Annotated in this window: 18 protein-coding genes and 2 tRNA genes; 15 read left to right on the top strand and 5 right to left on the bottom strand. The window is 62.9% G+C overall.

Going from position 1 to position 16,356, the window contains the following annotated elements:
* The first annotated feature begins 14 nt into the window (after window positions 1-14).
* The gene (locus tag MAB_RS16800) at window positions 15-611 is read left to right on the top strand and encodes a TetR/AcrR family transcriptional regulator (RefSeq protein ID WP_005056874.1); all 597 of its coding nucleotides are present in this window, start codon (window positions 15-17) and stop codon (window positions 609-611) included.
* Window positions 612-777: 166 nt separating this feature from the next.
* Here MAB_RS16800 and MAB_RS16795 read toward each other — a convergent pair whose 3' ends face one another.
* Window positions 778-1,401 (bottom strand): TetR/AcrR family transcriptional regulator, encoded by a 624-nt coding sequence (locus MAB_RS16795; RefSeq protein WP_005056875.1) that lies wholly within the window; start codon window positions 1,399-1,401, stop codon window positions 778-780.
* A gap of 115 nt (window positions 1,402-1,516) precedes the next feature.
* Between MAB_RS16795 and MAB_RS16790 the strand changes: the two genes are divergently transcribed.
* Genes MAB_RS16790 through MAB_RS16780 form a run of 3 tightly spaced genes read left to right on the top strand, consistent with a single transcriptional unit; the run spans window position 1,517 to window position 3,310 of the window.
* Window positions 1,517-2,056: a carboxymuconolactone decarboxylase family protein gene (locus MAB_RS16790; protein WP_005056876.1), complete on the top strand. Its 540-nt coding sequence runs from the start codon at window positions 1,517-1,519 to the stop codon at window positions 2,054-2,056.
* Between the two features lie 33 nt (window positions 2,057-2,089).
* Entirely contained in the window at window positions 2,090-2,737 is a 648-nt protein-coding gene (locus MAB_RS16785) for a nitroreductase family protein (protein WP_005056877.1), read from the top strand.
* Window positions 2,738-2,791: 54 nt separating this feature from the next.
* A complete protein-coding gene (locus MAB_RS16780) occupies window positions 2,792-3,310 on the top strand; it encodes a YkgB family protein (RefSeq protein ID WP_005111736.1) in 519 nt (172 codons plus the stop codon).
* A gap of 200 nt (window positions 3,311-3,510) precedes the next feature.
* On the opposite strand, the gene MAB_RS16775 is transcribed toward MAB_RS16780, so the two are convergent.
* Window positions 3,511-4,419 (bottom strand): LysR family transcriptional regulator, encoded by a 909-nt coding sequence (locus MAB_RS16775; RefSeq protein ID WP_005056879.1) that lies wholly within the window; start codon window positions 4,417-4,419, stop codon window positions 3,511-3,513.
* Window positions 4,420-4,552: 133 nt separating this feature from the next.
* On the opposite strand from MAB_RS16775, the gene MAB_RS16770 reads away from it, so the two are divergent.
* From MAB_RS16770 to MAB_RS16745, 6 genes are all read left to right on the top strand, one after another.
* Complete coding sequence (locus MAB_RS16770) at window positions 4,553-5,470, top strand: NADP-dependent oxidoreductase (RefSeq protein ID WP_005111734.1); 918 nt, start codon at window positions 4,553-4,555, stop codon at window positions 5,468-5,470.
* Window positions 5,471-5,532: 62 nt separating this feature from the next.
* Window positions 5,533-5,982, top strand: a complete 450-nt coding sequence (locus MAB_RS16765) for a cupin domain-containing protein (protein WP_005114522.1) — start codon at window positions 5,533-5,535, stop codon at window positions 5,980-5,982.
* An 11-nt stretch (window positions 5,983-5,993) separates the two neighbouring features.
* Window positions 5,994-6,431 (top strand): MauE/DoxX family redox-associated membrane protein, encoded by a 438-nt coding sequence (locus tag MAB_RS16760; RefSeq protein ID WP_005111730.1) that lies wholly within the window; start codon window positions 5,994-5,996, stop codon window positions 6,429-6,431.
* A gap of 375 nt (window positions 6,432-6,806) precedes the next feature.
* A complete protein-coding gene (locus MAB_RS16755) occupies window positions 6,807-7,466 on the top strand; it encodes a hypothetical protein (RefSeq protein ID WP_005087905.1) in 660 nt (219 codons plus the stop codon).
* A 49-nt stretch (window positions 7,467-7,515) separates the two neighbouring features.
* On the top strand, window positions 7,516-9,105 hold the full coding sequence (gene serA, locus MAB_RS16750; RefSeq protein WP_005081440.1) for a phosphoglycerate dehydrogenase: 1,590 nt from the start codon (window positions 7,516-7,518) through the stop codon (window positions 9,103-9,105).
* Window positions 9,102-10,115 carry a 3-isopropylmalate dehydrogenase gene (locus MAB_RS16745; protein ID WP_005111728.1) on the top strand — a complete coding sequence of 338 codons (1,014 nt, stop codon included), beginning with the start codon at window positions 9,102-9,104 and terminating at the stop codon, window positions 10,113-10,115. Before serA ends, MAB_RS16745 begins: the two co-directional genes overlap by 4 nt.
* A gap of 56 nt (window positions 10,116-10,171) precedes the next feature.
* Here MAB_RS16745 and MAB_RS16740 read toward each other — a convergent pair whose 3' ends face one another.
* Window positions 10,172-11,374, bottom strand: a complete 1,203-nt coding sequence (locus MAB_RS16740) for an MFS transporter (protein ID WP_005077087.1) — start codon at window positions 11,372-11,374, stop codon at window positions 10,172-10,174.
* A 53-nt stretch (window positions 11,375-11,427) separates the two neighbouring features.
* On the bottom strand, window positions 11,428-12,651 hold the full coding sequence (locus tag MAB_RS16735) for an oxygenase MpaB family protein (RefSeq protein WP_005081446.1): 1,224 nt from the start codon (window positions 12,649-12,651) through the stop codon (window positions 11,428-11,430).
* Window positions 12,652-12,765: 114 nt separating this feature from the next.
* Here MAB_RS16735 and MAB_RS16730 point away from each other — a divergent pair, with 114 nt between their 5' ends.
* From MAB_RS16730 to MAB_RS16710, 5 genes are all read left to right on the top strand, one after another.
* Complete coding sequence (locus MAB_RS16730; RefSeq protein WP_005056889.1) at window positions 12,766-13,425, top strand: TetR/AcrR family transcriptional regulator; 660 nt, start codon at window positions 12,766-12,768, stop codon at window positions 13,423-13,425.
* Between the two features lie 10 nt (window positions 13,426-13,435).
* The gene (locus MAB_RS16725) at window positions 13,436-14,221 is read left to right on the top strand and encodes a fumarylacetoacetate hydrolase family protein (protein WP_005056890.1); all 786 of its coding nucleotides are present in this window, start codon (window positions 13,436-13,438) and stop codon (window positions 14,219-14,221) included.
* 2 nt (window positions 14,222-14,223) lie between these two features.
* On the top strand, window positions 14,224-15,714 hold the full coding sequence (gltX, locus tag MAB_RS16720; protein ID WP_005081448.1) for a glutamate--tRNA ligase: 1,491 nt from the start codon (window positions 14,224-14,226) through the stop codon (window positions 15,712-15,714).
* A 78-nt stretch (window positions 15,715-15,792) separates the two neighbouring features.
* A tRNA-Gln gene (locus MAB_RS16715) sits at window positions 15,793-15,864 on the top strand.
* Between the two features lie 96 nt (window positions 15,865-15,960).
* Window positions 15,961-16,036 (top strand) — tRNA-Glu (locus MAB_RS16710).
* Window positions 16,037-16,051: 15 nt separating this feature from the next.
* Here the strand turns inward: MAB_RS16710 and MAB_RS16705 are convergent.
* Window positions 16,052-16,354 carry a hypothetical protein gene (locus tag MAB_RS16705; RefSeq protein ID WP_005081450.1) on the bottom strand — a complete coding sequence of 101 codons (303 nt, stop codon included), beginning with the start codon at window positions 16,352-16,354 and terminating at the stop codon, window positions 16,052-16,054.
* Window positions 16,355-16,356 lie beyond the last annotated feature (2 nt).

The raw sequence follows: 16,356 nt of genomic DNA, 5'->3' as shown, positions 1-16,356 counted from the left end.
CTTTGGAGGCGTCAATGGGTGAGATTTCCACGAAAGAACGCCTGGTCACCGAGGCCATGAGGCTTTTCGGCGAGCAGGGGTACAAGGCCACCAGCGTTGCGCAGATCGAGAAGGCGGCCGGCCTCACGCCGGGCTCTGGCGGGTTGTACCACCACTTCAAGTCCAAGGAAGCGTTGCTGGAGGCAGGCATCGATCGGCAGCTGGACCGTCGCCGGGCGATGCGTGATATCCGTGCGCTCTTCGGTGGACTCGGCGACCTACGCAATGAGCTGACCATGATGGGTCGTTACGTGCTGGCGGTTCTCGATGAGGAGTCGCAACTGTTGCAGATCGCATCCAGCGTCCCATCTGGTCGCCCGGCGCGTCTCGACCATGCGTATGCGGCGCTATTCGACGGCCTGTACGGAGAACTGAGTGATTGGGTGCAGGGCTGGGCGCCTGATATCAGCAAGCAGGACGCGGAATCCATTGGTGTGCTTGGTGTCAACGCCCTGCTGGGCAAGCGTGCGACCAGCGCGGTGTTTCGCGGGGCCGCCCGCGATATCGCCGACGAGGACTATGTCGTGGAATGGACGGCGTTATTGGCGATGAGGATTGAATCGCTGCGATGACCTCTGCCTGTTTCGCCGCCCCACACCACATCACCGAATGACTGAGGCGGCCCGACGGGCACATCGACACCTAAAAAGTCATGAATATGGCCTTATGGCGTACGAACACAGGCTCGGCCTTTCCGGGCGGCGCTGCGAACGTCATCCGCTTATTGATCTTGTGTGTCTACTCCGCGAAGGTTTGTACGTGGTCGATGGCCGCGTGTAGGGCATTCTTGAGTGGGGTGACGTCCCGCTGCACCTGAGTAAGGAGCATGCCGCCCTGGAAGGCGGATAGCAGGAGGTCGGCCAGTTGCGTTGGGTCTGCGGTGGCGCTGAGTCTGCCGAGGCTCTGCATCCGCCGGAGTCCGTCTCGGAAGATGTTCCGCCACTGGTCGAATGCTCGAGCCAGCTCGTCGTGAACCTGTAAATCCGACTTGATTATCTGGCTCGCCAGCGATCCGAGGGTGCAGCCGTCTCGGTAGGCGCTCTCGTGGGTGACGTAGTAGTCCACCCAGGATCGAAGCGCCTCGATGGTGTCGAAGCCGGCGAATTGCTCACTGCCATAAAAGCGCATGACCTGTTCGGTCTGCCATTCGATTACCGCCATGACGAGGCTCTCTTTGGTGGGGAAGTAGTGGTTGAGCTGCGATCCACTGATGCCTGTGACACGGCGGAGTTGCTCGTTGTTCGTCGCGGCGACGCCCTTGGTGTGGATGAGTTCCGCGGCTTGTTCGAGGATTCGAGCTCGTGTCGCCTGGCCCTTTTCGGTCAGCTTGCGGTGCCGCTGGACTGCCGTTTTGCCGTTCATGGTTACCACGATACCAAAATTGGGCTTGACAGCCCAATTCTATAGGTGTTCACTTCAGGAGTGGGCTAAACAGCCCAGAAAATCCATGCACACACCTACTGGAGGTTGATCCGCCATGTCACGTCTGACCACCCCTGCCTCGGAAGACATCACCGCAGAGGCGGAGAGCGCCCTGGGCACTGTCGGTAGGCAGTTCGGCTTCGTACCGAACATGTTCGCGATGCTCGCGTCGAATCCGGCAGTCCTGGATGTCGTCATGTCCTTGCAGGGCAGCCTGGGGCGAGTGCTGGATGCCAAGACCCGCCACACCATCGCGCTCGCGGTATCCGAAGCCAACGGCTGCGACTACTGCCTGGCGGTGCACTCGTACGTATCGGCCGAACTCGGTGGCATGTCGAGCGACGACATCGACCTGGCGCGATCGGGAAGCTCGATCGACCCCAAGCGGGCCGCCGTCGCGCGCTTCGCTCAGCGGGTGGTCGAAACCCGTGGGAAGGTCGGCGATTCCGATCTGGCCGCCGTGCGGGGCGCCGGCTACGCGGACTCGCAGATCTTGGCGATTGTCACCGTCGCCGTTCAGACCCTGCTGACCAACTACATCAACAATGTCAACCAAACCGTCATCGACATCCCGGCGGCCGGCACCGCCGCGTGACGCTCAAACACCTTGCAAGGAAAGTAAATTGACATGAACCTCGACAACCTCATGAGTAAGCACCTCACGAGATATTTCGACTCCAGCAAGACCATTCCGGCCGAGTCCCTGCAGCAATTGTTGCGGTTCCTGAGGACGGTTCCGTCATCGGTGAACGTGCAGGCTAGTCGTTACTACGTGCTCGGCACGCCCGAAGGCAAGGAGCGGCTCGCAGGCAATCTGGGCGAACGGTTCCTCGACAACGGCGGCAAGATCCGGGACGCCTCGCATGTCCTGGTCTTCACCACCAGGGCCGACGTGCCCGATAGCCACCTCGAAGAGGTGTTCGGCAAAGAGAAAGCCGATGGCAGGTTCCCGGACCCCGCGAAGCAGTCGCGGTGGGAATCAATGACCCGCGACTTCCTGAACCTGAGGACCTATGGCTACAAGGACCTAACCCACTGGATGGAGAAGCAGACCTATCTGGCGTTGGGCATGACCATGATGGCCGCCGCCGAGCTGGGTTTCGATGCCACGCCGCTGGAAGGTTTCGACCCGGCCACTGTCGATGAGGCATTCAAAATCCGAGAAACCGGATACACCACAACGGTACTGCTGGCACTCGGATACCCGGACGCCGCGAACACATACAACAACCCGATTTCACGGTTGGACCACGACAGGCTCTTCACCTTCGCCTGAACCGCATCACGCAACCCAATTCATCTGAACGTTCTCATACGAAAGGTATCGAAAATGTCCACCAGAACCGACGCGCTGAGCGTCGTATGCCAAAACAATGCCCCCGTCGTTCGCGCTCTGGCGCATATCGTGGCTCGCTACGGGCTGGCCATCGTCATCGGTTGGATCGGAATATTCAAATTCTGCTCCTACGAGGCCCTCAACATTCAGCCCTTGGTGGCCAACAGTCCCTTCATGGGTTGGCTTTACGGCGTGTTCAGTGTCCAGACCTTTTCATCGATCCTCGGTGTCGTAGAGATAGTCACTGCCGTATTACTGGTGGTGAAGCCCTGGTATCCACGGGTGTCGCTAGCCGGAAGTGCTTTGGCGATAGTGCTTTTCGTCAGCACGTTGTCGTTTCTGATCACGACACCAGGCGTCGGTGAAGCGTCGGCCGGCGGCTTTCCTTTCCTGTCCATGACCGGGCAGTTTCTCATCAAGGACATCGTGCTGCTGGGAGTTTCGATCCTCACCCTCGCCGACGCCATGGAGGCAATCACTCACCATGCGGCATCGACGCAGGCGCGAACCTAGCCATTCAGGCCATTCCCGGGACGGGTGATGAATAACAGGATGCAGTATGCGTCAGGTGGGGCCATTACAGATCCTCGTCGCGTATACCGTGACTGTCTTTCTGAATAGCAGGGTCTCATCGACTGCGCCGCCTCTGCGCGTACGGCAGAGGCGGCGCGGCATTCGTCGCCATCCGCTTTCGCTCGCCTTGAGTGGAGCGCCTATGTCTTGGGTGAGTTCGTTTGAGCGTGGGCCGATGCGACGAGGTGTTCTGCAAGTTGGGCGCTGGCTGGTCCGAGCTGGGATTGTTCGGCGGAGGCCAGGTAGATCTTCCATATGATGGCTGGGCGTACGGCTAGCGCGCGCAGGTGTGGGAATTGGGCCGCTTCGCTGGCGGGCATGAAGATAGTGCCCAGCCCGTGATGGACCAAACTGGCGGCGATCGCGTATTCGAGGGCGACTTCGTGCGGTGTGAATGCCGTAACGCCTGCAGCAGTGAAGGCGTCCTCCACTATGCGGCGCAAGCTGAATTGAGGCGGAAAACCAATAAGGTGCTCGTCGACGAGTTCGGTGACGGTGACGTGACGTCGTTGCGCCAGCCGATGGTCGGGTCGGCAGACAAACATCATGGGCTCTTGGCACAGCAGCCGCATCTGGATGCCTGCTGGAAACCGATCGGGTGCTGAGACGAGAGCCAGATCAAGGGTTCCGTCGGCGATGGCCGAAAGATATGCGTTCGAGCCGCTCTGGCTTTGGCGCAGCCTGATTTGAACCAGCGGGTATTCGCGGTGGAATTGGCCCAGCATTTTGGGTACATCTAACGGGCCGAAGGTAATAAGTGCGCCGAGATCGACAGTGCCGGTCAGCTCGCCACGGAAGTTGCCGATGGAATCTTTGGCGTACCGAGCGGCCTGAATCACCCGGGTCGCATGAGTGTGGAAAAGCTCTCCGGCTGGAGTCAATCGGATCTGTTGCCGCGTTCGGTCGAACAATTCGACTCCGAGCTCTTTCTCCAACTTGCCCACCGACGTGGACAGCGCGGACTGAACAACGTGGGCGCGCTGCACGGCTCGAGAGAAGCTCATCTCGCCAGCAACGGCCACGAAATGCTCCAACTGTCGAAGTTCCATCCGCCACCCTCATCTGTTTTGTAGATGGAATCTATCAAAAAGATCTGTTGGACTAGATGACTCCCGGCGGCTGTGATGGAAGGACAACACGGACGAAAGGACGAATATGCCGGACCCGGGTAACGCGAAAGTCATGAAAGCGATCGTTGCCGAACAGGGCGCGAAGGGGGCCGGACTGTCGTTGACGGCAGTGCCCTATCCCCATGCCGCAGAGAACGACGTCATCGTCCAGGTGCACGCCGCCGGATTCACTCCCGGGGAGCTCGATTGGCCAGGAACCTGGGCCGACCGTTCGGGCCGGAGCCGAGGCCCGAGCATCCCAGGGCACGAGGTATCGGGCATCGTGGTCGAACTAGGCTACGGCACAACGGGGTTGACTGTGGGGCAGCGAGTCTTTGGCATCACGGACTGGACGCGCAATGGCGCGTTGGCGCAGTACGTCGCGGTGGAAGCGCGGAATCTGGCTCCTCTGTCGGCCGATGTGGACCACACGGTTGCGGCCGCCCTACCCGTTTCCGGTCTGACGGCCTGGCAAGGGCTATTCCTCCACGGACACATCGTCGCGGGGCAGAGCGTTCTCATACATGGTGCGGCAGGTGCGGTCGGTTCTGTGGCCGTGCAGCTTGCACACGAGGCGGGAGCTCACGTCATCGGCACCGGACGCGGCGGCCAACGTGATCAGGTCTTGGGCCTAAAAGCCGACGATTTCGTCGACCTGACCACTGACACACTCGAAGACATCGGCCAGGTCGACGTTGTATTCGATGTGATTGGTGGGGAGATCCTCGATCGCTCAGCGCAACTGGTGCGTGCCGGAGGCGCGTTGATCACCATCGCCGAACCCCCGCGTGTCATCCCCGAGGGCGCACGGGCCGTTTTCTTTGTCGTTGAGGCGGACCGCAGACAGCTCACTATCTTGGAGAACAAACTGCGCGACGGGCGAATCCGTCAGAACATCGGATCGGTAATCCCCCTTGAGGATGCGTTGAGCGCCTTCGATATCGATCGAAAGACTCCCGGCAAGACGATCGTCCAAATAGCGGCTGTCTAGGGTCGCGGTGCTACCTGGTCGTACTCAGTTCACCATGTCGATTCGAAAGAGGTTGAGGCCAAATGACTCTGAAGATTCTACCCGTAACTCTGGGCGTTGCCGTGATGCTCGCGCCAACAGCCTGTGCCGAGCCCGCACCGCAGAATGCGGGCGAAAGCCCTGTCGTCCGACAAGTATTCGATCAACAGACCAACGTGCCAGGCAAATCATTGATATCAGTTACTGTCAGCTATCCGCCGGGAACAAAAAGTGAAGCCCACCATCACGCGAAGTCCGCGTTCATCATGGCCTATGTGGTTTCCGGAGCGATTCGCAGCCAAGTTGACGCAGAGCCTGCGCGTGTCTATCACGCGGGGGAGACCTGGCATGAAGCCCCCGGCGCGCACCACACGATCAGTGAAAATGCCAGCGCCACAGAACCTGCGGAATTACTAGCGGTCTTCCTGCTCGATACCGGAGACGGCCCACTCACCCTCGATGACACCGCAACTGCGCCGCCGAGCCGGAGATGAAAAGAGAGTCCATGCACAAGATTGATCGGATCCGGCTCGTCGAGGTAGCGCTACGCGTGTCGCTCGCGGCGGCCTTTCTGTCCGCCGTTGCCGACCGCTTCGGGTGGTGGGAGCCGTTCGGACAGGGGACCTGGGGAAACATGGCTTCTTTCGCCGCCTACGTCAACCAGATGATTCCATTTGTTTCTGGATGGCCGTTGACGGTGATTGCATGGGCGTCCACCGCCGCCGAAGTGATCCTGGGGATTCTGCTTCTGATCGGATGGAAGCCCAGTCTGGTCGGCGCGGTGAGTTGCTTGCTGCTCATAACATTTGGAATAGCGATGGCGCTGTCACTTGGCGCCGAAGTGCCGCTGAGCTACAGCGTCTTCACCGCGGCCAGCGCCGCGGCGGCCTACGCCATACGCAGCGCACCGCCGCACACACGCGGAACCCGCGGCGTCGTTTAAATGAAGGCAACCCTGGTCGGAATTTCCGGAGGCCAGCGCGATAATCGACACGATATTGCTCAGCCGGAGAGGAAGTGCACCGGGTTCACGCCGCCTCCTAGGCCACGGTTGGACCACCCGAATACACGCCCACGGGACCACCGCATGGATACCCCACCACAAGTGACGTTAGGGAGCCAGTCACCCACACTCTCCGGTTGGCGGCTGGCCCGGAGTGCTGGCTGTTTGCCTGAAGGCGGCTAGGCTGCACGTGTGGCCGTGATGATCAGTCGGCGCGGGTGGCTTGTGGCAAGTGCAGTTGCCTTGTCGGGCCAGGCTATCCCCGCATGCTCTGCCCCCAAATCTGCGCACAAGGCGGAGGGCGGCGCCAGTGTTGTGGAGTTCGCCGGGAAGCTTCCGGATTCCGCGGAGTTGCGCAGACGATGTCGCGTAGTCGCGCTGCTCGACGCCTTGGTCGAGGGCCGAGCTCTCGCCAGGGACGATATCGGCACTGTCTACCAACCGAATTGGCGTTCCGGTGACGATCTTGTGAAGTACCAGAACGGGGGAGGCGACGAGTGGTCGATCGTCTTCTCGGCCACTGACGGTGTTTTCCTCCGGGGCTTCGACCATGAATCGGATTTGAGTACCTACAACGAGGACGATTACTGGCCGGGTCTGGTCGGTGATCTGCCGGAGCGGTTTAGGTCGGATCTGAAAAACCCCGATCTCTACGGCTACTACGACGGCGCTCCACAAATGACCGTTTGTGTCTGGCGCGGCCCCGCGGACGTCGCATGGCGCCACGGCAACCCGGAGCGCACGCAGTGGGGGTACCACGGCGATGGAGGTGAGCACTTATTCGATCCGCTGATCGACTGGCACGCATCCAAGGAACTGGACTGGTTGTACCCGGCGCAGGGCCATGTTGTACCCGAGTCCGCCGTGCAACAGGTCATGGACCGGAAGCCGCTCACCGACGAACTTATCCGCGCATTTCACCCCAATCCCGATATCACGGCACTACGCGCGGTGGCGACGCAGATCGGGTACTAGACCAGGTGTGATGTAAGCCTCCTGATGGTCCGCACTAGGCTGTGACGACGTGAGCGAACGTCCAGTCGTGTTGATTGCCGACAAACTTGCCCCGTCGACCGTCGAAGCACTCGGAGATGGTGTGGAGGTGCGCTGGGTCGATGGCCCTGACCGCCCCGCGCTGCTGGCCGCGGTACCCGAGGCTGATGCGCTTCTGGTGCGCTCGGCCACCACGGTTGACGCCGAGGTGCTGGCCGCCGGAACCAAGCTCAAGATCGTCGCGCGTGCCGGCGTCGGACTCGACAATGTCGACGTCAAGGCCGCCACTGCCCGTGGTGTTCTGGTGGTCAACGCCCCCACCTCGAACATCCACAGCGCGGCCGAGCACGCCGTGACCCTGCTGCTGGCCACCGCGCGGCAGATCCCGGCGGCTGACGCCTCGCTCAAGGCGCACACCTGGAAGCGCTCGTCGTTCAACGGCACCGAGATATTCGGTAAGACCGTCGGCGTCGTGGGCCTGGGCCGCATCGGGCAGTTGTTCGCGCAGCGGCTCGCCGCGTTCGGCACGCACATCGTCGCGTACGACCCCTACGTCTCGGCCGCTCGTGCTGCCCAGCTCGGTATCGAACTGCTGACACTCGACGAACTTTTGGGTCGGGCAGATTTCATTTCGGTGCACCTGCCCAAGACGCCGGAGACCGCGGGCCTGATCGGCAAGGAGGCCCTCGCCAAGACCAAGCCGGGTGTCATCATCGTCAATGCCGCGCGCGGTGGGCTCATCGACGAGGCAGCCCTGGCCGATGCCATTCGTAGTGGTCACGTCCGCGGCGCCGGCCTCGACGTGTTCTCCACCGAGCCGTGCACCGACAGCCCGCTGTTCGAACTCGACCAGGTGGTGGTGACCCCGCACCTGGGCGCCTCCACCAGCGAGGCGCAGGATCGCGCGGGCACCGACGTGGCCGCAAGCGTGCAGCTGGCCCTGGCGGGCGAGTTCGTGCCGGACGCCGTCAACGTCGGCGGGGGCGTCGTCAGCGAAGAGGTGGCGCCGTGGCTTGAGGTGGTGCGCAAGCTCGGCGTGCTCATCGGAGCCGTTTCCGAGCAGCTGCCTACCTCGTTGTCGGTTGATGTCCGCGGTGAGTTGGCTTCCGAAGATGTTGCGGTGCTGAAGCTTTCCGCGTTGCGTGGACTGTTCTCGTCGGTGATCGAGGACCAGGTGACGTTCGTGAACGCTCCGTCGATCGCCGAAGAGCGTGGCGTGAGTGCGGAGATCACCACGGCCACCGAGAGCCCGAACCACCGCAGTGTCGTCGATGTGCGCGCCGTGTATGCCGACGGCTCCGTGATCAACGTCGCCGGCACCTTGTCAGGCCCGCAACTGGTGCAAAAGATCGTCCAGATCAACGGTCGCAACTTCGATCTGCGTGCCGAGGGCGTCAACCTCGTCATCAACTACGCGGACGTGCCGGGCGCCCTGGGCAAGATCGGCACCGTGCTGGGTGGCGCCGAGGTGAACATCCAGGCCGCGCAGCTGAGCCAGGACGCCTCCGGTGCGGCAGCCACCATCATCCTGCGCATTGATCGCACTGCTCCGGATGCCGTGCTGGACGAGATCCGTGCCGCCGTCGGCGCGACGACCCTTGAGCTGGTGGATCTTTCATGACCAAACTCGCGATCATCGCCGGTGATGGCATCGGTCCTGAGGTCATCGGCGAGGCCGTGAAGGTGCTGGATGCGGTACTGCCGGGCGTCGACAAGACCGAATACGACTTGGGTGCTCGCCGCTACCTGGCGACCGGCGAGCTGATGCCCGACTCGGTGCTCGATGAGCTACGCGGACACGACGCCATTCTGCTTGGCGCCATTGGCGATCCGGCGGTCCCCAGCGGTGTGTTGGAGCGGGGGCTGCTGTTGAACACCCGCTTCGCGCTGGACCACCACATCAATCTGCGACCGGCCAAGCTGTACCCCGGTGTCACCGGCCCGCTGGCGGGGAACCCCGCCATCGACTTGGTCGTGGTGCGCGAGGGCACTGAGGGGCCGTACACCGGCAACGGCGGTGCGATCCGTGTCGATACCCCGCATGAGGTGGCCACCGAGGTCAGCCTCAACACCCGATTCGGGGTGGAGCGCGTGGTGCGTAACGCATTCGAGCGTGCCGAGGCCCGTAGCAAGAACCTGACGCTGGTGCACAAGAACAACGTGCTCAAGTACGCGGGCACGTTGTGGACGCGCACGGTCAACGAAGTCGCCGCGGAGTACCCCGATGTGCAGGTTTCCTATCAGCACATCGATGCCGCGACCATCCACATGGTGACCGATCCGGGACGGTTCGACGTCATCGTCACCGACAACCTGTTCGGCGATATCATCACCGACCTGACGGCCGCCGTCACCGGTGGAATCGGTTTGGCCGCAAGCGGAAACATCGACGGCTCGGGTAAGAACCCGTCGATGTTCGAGCCCGTCCACGGCAGCGCACCCGATATCGCGGGCCAGGGGATCGCCGATCCCACCGCCGCGATCGTGTCGGTCTCGCTGCTGCTGGATCACCTGGGCGAGACCGAGGCCGCGGCCCGTGTCGAAAGGGCTGTCGAGCAGCATCTGGCCACCCGCGGTGAGGAGAAGCTGTCCACCTCGGCGACTGGCGATCGGATCGCCAGCTTCCTGTAGTCCTGATCGAATGCGAGCCTCGCGCGGGGAGATCCGCGCCGGGCTCGCATTCGGCATTAGGGGGCCGGCCGCTCCAACTTCACCGGCACCAAACCGACTGCTGCCAGCGGGAACAGCGCACACACGGCGAATGCCGCGGAGAATCCCGCCGCCGCGGCAATGGCTCCGAATATTGGCGGCGCCACGGCAGCGGCCAGCAGCTGGCCGGTGTTCTGGGCACCCAGGGCGCGGCCGCTCCAGAATGGTCCGGCGATCTCGGCGATCGAGGTGTAGGCAAGCCCGTTGTCCGACACGGTGATCACCGAAGCCACCAGCATGACGACGACGCTGACGGACCAATCGAGTTGGTTGGTGACGGCCAGCAACGCCATGGTCGCCGATGCGGCCGCGGCGATGGCCCGGATCGGCCTCATCCGCGAACCCCAACGGTCGGACCACATTCCGGCGGCGACCCGGCCAAGCGCACCGACCAGTTGCGCCACCGTCACCATCACGCTGGCCGCGCCGATGCTCCAGCCCCTGTCGGTGACCAGCCATACCAGCGTGAAGGTCCACACGACCACCTGAGGGACCACCAACAGCACCGACACCCCGTGAATCAGCCACAGCACGCGTGACCCGCGGTAGGGATTGGCCAGATGTTCCTCGGGTGCCTCCGAACGGGGCGGCCGCGGCGGGTCGATGATGCCGACCAGACACACCGCTGAAGACACCGCGCACACGATCGCGGGAAAGAGCAGTGCGGTCGCGACGCCGTGACCCTCGGCAATGCGCGGGATGACGAGCGCACCGGCCGCGACGCCCAGCGGTTGCGCCATCTGGCGGATACCCATGACCGTCCCGCGCTGGTGGGGTGGGAACCACCCGACCACCACGCGTCCACTGGCTGAGTTGCAGGCGGCCGCGGCCGCCCCACCCAGCAGCAGGAATGCGCCAGTCACGGTCAGCGACGGGGATTCCGCGGCCGCGAACGCGGCCACGGCGGTCAGCGCCAGGCCGCTCACCAACGCGATGCGCTCACCGAATTTGTCGATGAGTGCCCCCCAGGCGATGAGCGTCAAGACCATGCCGAAGCTCGGCATGGCGGACAGCAGCCCCGCGTTGGCCAGGTCGAGTCCACGCTCGGCGTGCAGGGCCGGGATGAGGAACGCCACACCGTTGATGAAGACATTCGCTCCAGCGGTGGACCCCAAAGCAATGGCCAGCATCGCCCAACGGCGTGCTGTACCAACCTCATCGACGTGAACCATGGTCACCATGGTTCCACACCTATCTCAAACTATTGAATACATGTCTCAATATATGAGACGTGCTAGCTCGCGGTGGCGAGATTGTCGTGTCGTCGATAGGTGCGATCCCCGCCTGATTGCGACATGCCCTGCGAGACGATCTGGCGCCGCGCGAACTGGCCGATCTCCTCGCTGATGCGCGTCATTCCGGGCAGCACGTTGCGGCGCTCGAAAAACCAGTTCATCACCGAGGTTCCCACGACGGCGGCTTGCATCGGTTTGTTGTCGGGCAGGCCTAAGCGATCGGCGTTGGTCTTGCCGAGAATGAGCCGGCTGTATGAGGACAGGTAGGTGCGAGAGAGCCGCATGAACACCGGCTCGCCGGGGATCGAGGCGTGCAGGGCCTGGGTGAGTGCGTATGAATCGTCGTCCGGCAGGAACTCGGTATCGGCTTCCAGCCAGAACAGCCGCCAGGTGTCTTCCTCGCTGGTAGGTACGAGCTCGGGATGAATTCCCATGAGCAGGCCCACGTATCGCCAGAAATGGAACACCGACTCGCGCTCGCTGTCGGAGAAGCTCATGCCCATGGCTTGACAGCCCGCCAGGTTTGCCAGTGAAAACAGCATGAGTGTCCCGGCGAGTTGGATCTGATTGACGGGGCTGTCCCAGGCCTCATAATCCCAATCGTCCCGCCGGTTCATCGCGGCGCGCACCAACGCATGCATGAGGCGCACGCGTGGGATTCCCTTGAACCCGGGCGAGAATCGATCTAGGCCGCCGGGGGAGGTGACGTCGATGAGCCATTGCGCGGTCTCATTGAGCCTGCGCGGAGCCATCGCCTGCAGATTGCCCGTGCCGACGAGGGGTTTGTCGGCACGGGACGACAGGTAGCCGCCGGTCAGCGCGAGACCGGGCAGGGCCAGGCCCAGGCCCACCACGCCCGTGCGCATGCTGACGCGCGCGGCCAGTTCGAGTTTCTTGTCATCCAGCCAGTACGGCCGGGCATCGATCTGTTCGAAGAAGGCGACGAGTTCTTCGGGCGGGTTCTCGACCGCGTCGATGCCCTCTTCGATGGCGGTTTCGAACATGCGCCGCCCCTGTCCCACGGGGAAGCGGGCGAACATCGCGACGACCGCGTCCGCAAGGGGGTCCCCGGCATGCGCGAAGCGGCGGAATGACTCCCGCTGCTCAGCGGTGGCACGAATATCGCGACCCGGGAGGAAGCGGGCGAACACGTTGAACGGGAATTCGCGCAGTTGCGGCGGGTTGGGCAGCTTCTGCCAGTTCGAAGCCATCTTTGACCCCATCAGGGTGTCCTCTCCTCGTTGAAAGCGACCATCTGGTGACACGACTCACCATCTGGTGAGAATCATCACCAGAAAAACGCGTGAGGTCAAGCACCACGGTGCGACAATCGGCAGATGCCATCCCGGACCTACGGCGGCGCCACATCCGGCGAACGACGCGCGCGACGACGCGCGGCGCTGCTGGATGCCGCGCTGGACCTGGTCGCCGGCAGTGGCGTCAAGGGGCTGACGGTGCGTGGGGTGTGTGCCGAGGCTCGACTCAACGATCGGTATTTCTACGAGAGCTTCCGAAGCACCGACGAACTGGTGTTGGCGATGCTCGACGAGCAGATGCTCGCGGGCTCGGCAACCATCATCGAGGCCATAGCCAAGAGCTCGACATCCAAGGATCCGGTGGTGCGCACTCGCGCAGCCGTGGGCAGTGGGCTGAGATTCCTTACCGCCGATCCCCGCCGGGGACGGCTGCTGGTCGAGTCGCAGGCCACCGAGGGTCTGGCCGCGCGTCGGCGCGATCTGGTCAAGACGCTGGCACAGGTGATGGCCGATCAGGGGCGTGTGCTGTTGCCGGCCGATGATGCGCTGGATCCCGATCTCGACCTGGCCACGTTCACCTTGGTCTCGGGAGGGCTGGACCTCGTCACCACCTGGTTTCGCGGTGAGCTCGACATCACCCGGGACCGGTTGGAGGATTTCCTGGTGGCGTTGGTCACGCGCGCGAACATCCGCGCCGACCAACATGAGGACTCCGGGGAAGCCGCAAAGCCTGGCAACTAGGCTTATGTAAATGCGCCTAGGACGTATTGCCAGCCCAGACGGTGTCGCCTTCGTAAGTATCGAAGGAGAAGACGGCAGAGAAGAATCAGCGATCGCCCGCGAGATCGCCGAGCATCCCTTCGGCACCCCCACTTTTACCGGACGGCAGTGGCCGCTCGCGGATGTCCGGCTGCTGGCACCCATCCTGGCGAGCAAGGTTGTCGCGATGGGCAAGAACTACGCCGCCCACGCCGCCGAAATGGGTGGCGACCCGCCCGAGTCGCCGGTGATCTTCATCAAGCCGAATACCTCCATCATCGGGCCGGGCCTGCCGATCCAGCTGCCGCCCAGCGCAACCGAGGTGCATCACGAAGGCGAATTGGCCATCGTGATCGGTCGGCCGTGTAAGGACGTGCCCGCCGCGCGTGCCGCGGAGAACATCCTGGGGTACACGATCGGCAACGACGTGTCCGCCCGCGACCATCAACGCGCCGACGGTCAGTGGACCAGGGCCAAGGGACACGACACGTTTTGCCCACTGGGGCCGTGGATCGTCACCGACCTCGATCCGGCGGACCTCGAGATTCGTACCGAGGTCAACGGGCAGGTCAGGCAGCGCAGCAGAACCTCCTTGCTATTGCATGATGTCGGAGCGATCGTGGAATGGGTCTCCGCGGTGATGACCCTGCTACCCGGGGATGTCATTCTCACCGGGACTCCCGAGGGCGTCGGGCCCATTGTCGACGGGGACACCGTGAGCGTCACTATCGAAGGTATCGGAACCCTGTCCAATCCCGTTGTGCGGAAGGCGAAGTAAGAGTGAGTAACACGAAAATCCGGGTACGTTTCTGCCCGTCGCCGACGGGCACGCCGCACGTCGGCCTGATTCGCACCGCACTGTTCAACTGGGCGTATGCGCGACACTGCGGTGGGGACTTCGTGTTCCGCATCGAAGACACCGATGCCGGACGCGACAGTGAGGAGAGCTACCTGGCGATCCTGGATGCCTTGCGATGGCTGGGGCTGGACTGGGACGAAGGGCCGGAGGTCGGCGGACCCTACGAGCCCTACCGACAGTCACAGCGTAAGGAGCTGCATCGGGAGGTGGTGCGCAAGCTCCTGGAGGCGGGGGAGGCCTATGAGGCATTCTCCACGGCGGAGGAAGTCGAAGCCCGCCATCTTGCCGCGGGACGCAATCCCAAACTGGGCTATGACAACTATGACCGTGATCTCACCGAGGAGCAGCGCGCGGCATTCCGTGCGGAGGGACGCGATCCCGTCGTCCGGCTGCGGATGCCCGATCACGACATCACCTGGAACGACTTGGTGCGCGGCGAGACCACCTTCGCGGCGGGTGTGGTGCCTGATTTTGCGCTGACCCGCGGTAACGGGGATCCGTTGTACACCTTGGTGAACCCGGTCGACGACGCGTTGATGAAGATCACCCATGTGCTGCGCGGCGAGGACCTGCTGCCCTCGACACCGCGGCAGATCGCTTTGTACGAGGCCATGATCCGGATCGGAGTGACCGACTCGATACCGGCCTTCGCGCACCTGCCGTCGGTGCTGGGGGAGGGCACGAAGAAGCTGTCCAAGCGTGATCCGCAGTCCAACCTGTTTCTTCATCGCGATCGCGGATTCATTCCCGAGGGTCTGCTGAATTACCTTGCCCTGCTGGGGTGGTCGATCGCCGATGATCACGACATCTTCTCACTTGCCGAGATGGTCACCGCCTTCGATGTCACCGATGTCAACTCGAATCCGGCGCGATTCGACCAGAAGAAGGCCGATGCCATCAACGCCGAGCACATCCGGCTGTTGGCGCCGGAGGAGTTCGTGACCCGGCTGCGCACGTACTTCGCCGCGCATGGGCACGAGCTCGGGCTCGACGAGAGCGCCTTCGCGGTGGCGGCGGATCTGGTGCAGACGCGCATCGTGGTGCTGGGCGACGCCTGGGGGCTGCTGAAGTTCCTCAACGACGACGCGTACGCGATCGACCCGGGCGCGGCCCGCAAGGAACTCGGAGAGGCCTCGTTGCCTGTCCTGGACGCCGCAATCGGTGCGCTGGAGTCACTCGAGGCGTGGACCACCCCTGCCATCGAGGGTGCGCTCAAGAGCGCACTCATCGAAGGGCTCGAGCTCAAACCGCGGAAGGCTTTCGGCCCGCTGCGTGTCGCGGTTACGGGTGCAACGGTGAGCCCGCCGCTGTTCGAATCGATGGAGCTGCTGGGTTCCGGGCGCACCCTGACACGGCTGAGAAACGCTCGGAGCTGGGAAAATGGGGTGGGTGACCAGACCGATTCGGGTTAATGGCCCTTGGTTTGGTACTCTGCTCGTCGGCTCCAAAGTCCGCTATCAGCTCGCTGACCTGCGGTTCTGCGAAGCCATTGGGGTATGGTGTAATTGGCAACACAGCTGATTCTGGTTCAGCCATTCTAGGTTCGAGTCCTGGTACCCCAGCGCAAATCATTTGTACGACAAGTGATTTGGTGGATGTGCGCCGGTAAGCTAGACTGCTAAGTCTGCGCGCCGAGCGCATTGCACGACAATGTTCTAGCCCCCGTCGTCTAGCGGCCTAGGACGCCGCCCTCTCACGGCGGTAGCGTGGGTTCGAATCCCATCGGGGGTACCAGCTCGTTAGCGAGGTCTAGCGCCAGTTCTCGGCGCGGTAGTCACCCAAAGCGCGCAGCGCTTCCTCGGTCAGCTCCGGATGGCGCCCGCGCAGGGTCCAGATCACGAACTTGCGCGCTTGATAGACGTCGGCCTTGTCGACATCCACCTCGATGTCGAGGGTTTCGGCTCGCAGTTCATGGATCCGGTCGTCGTATTGACCGGCCGCGTCGCCTGTGCCCAGATGGTGGACCAGCGCATCACTGAGTGGCCGTTTGATTTTCTTATGCCGCAGACCCTCGCGGAAAGAGTCGAGCGCATCGCGTGCGAGCTGGCCCACCC

Source organism: Mycobacteroides abscessus ATCC 19977 (genome assembly GCF_000069185.1).
In the GTDB taxonomy this organism is placed as follows: domain Bacteria; phylum Actinomycetota; class Actinomycetes; order Mycobacteriales; family Mycobacteriaceae; genus Mycobacterium; species Mycobacterium abscessus.
The sequence above is the reverse complement of the archived record's forward strand: the minus strand, read 5'-3'. Positions and strand labels throughout refer to the sequence as shown.

Excerpts from the sequence above, each read along its gene's own strand:
- MAB_RS16735 (WP_005081446.1), bottom strand. The coding sequence starts at position 12,651 with ATGGGGTCAAAGATGGCTTCGAACTGGCAGAAGCTGCCCAACCCGCCG.
- MAB_RS16760 (WP_005111730.1), top strand. The coding sequence starts at position 5,994 with ATGCACAAGATTGATCGGATCCGGCTCGTCGAGGTAGCGCTACGCGTG.
- MAB_RS16730 (WP_005056889.1), top strand. The coding sequence starts at position 12,766 with ATGCCATCCCGGACCTACGGCGGCGCCACATCCGGCGAACGACGCGCG.
- MAB_RS16790 (WP_005056876.1), top strand. The coding sequence starts at position 1,517 with ATGTCACGTCTGACCACCCCTGCCTCGGAAGACATCACCGCAGAGGCG.
- MAB_RS16740 (WP_005077087.1), bottom strand. The coding sequence starts at position 11,374 with ATGGTGACCATGGTTCACGTCGATGAGGTTGGTACAGCACGCCGTTGG.
- MAB_RS16745 (WP_005111728.1), top strand. The coding sequence starts at position 9,102 with ATGACCAAACTCGCGATCATCGCCGGTGATGGCATCGGTCCTGAGGTC.
- MAB_RS16780 (WP_005111736.1), top strand. The coding sequence starts at position 2,792 with ATGTCCACCAGAACCGACGCGCTGAGCGTCGTATGCCAAAACAATGCC.
- MAB_RS16725 (WP_005056890.1), top strand. The coding sequence starts at position 13,436 with ATGCGCCTAGGACGTATTGCCAGCCCAGACGGTGTCGCCTTCGTAAGT.
- MAB_RS16775 (WP_005056879.1), bottom strand. The coding sequence starts at position 4,419 with ATGGAACTTCGACAGTTGGAGCATTTCGTGGCCGTTGCTGGCGAGATG.
- MAB_RS16765 (WP_005114522.1), top strand. The coding sequence starts at position 5,533 with ATGACTCTGAAGATTCTACCCGTAACTCTGGGCGTTGCCGTGATGCTC.
- MAB_RS16800 (WP_005056874.1), top strand. The coding sequence starts at position 15 with ATGGGTGAGATTTCCACGAAAGAACGCCTGGTCACCGAGGCCATGAGG.
- MAB_RS16795 (WP_005056875.1), bottom strand. The coding sequence starts at position 1,401 with ATGAACGGCAAAACGGCAGTCCAGCGGCACCGCAAGCTGACCGAAAAG.
- MAB_RS16770 (WP_005111734.1), top strand. The coding sequence starts at position 4,553 with ATGAAAGCGATCGTTGCCGAACAGGGCGCGAAGGGGGCCGGACTGTCG.
- MAB_RS16785 (WP_005056877.1), top strand. The coding sequence starts at position 2,090 with ATGAACCTCGACAACCTCATGAGTAAGCACCTCACGAGATATTTCGAC.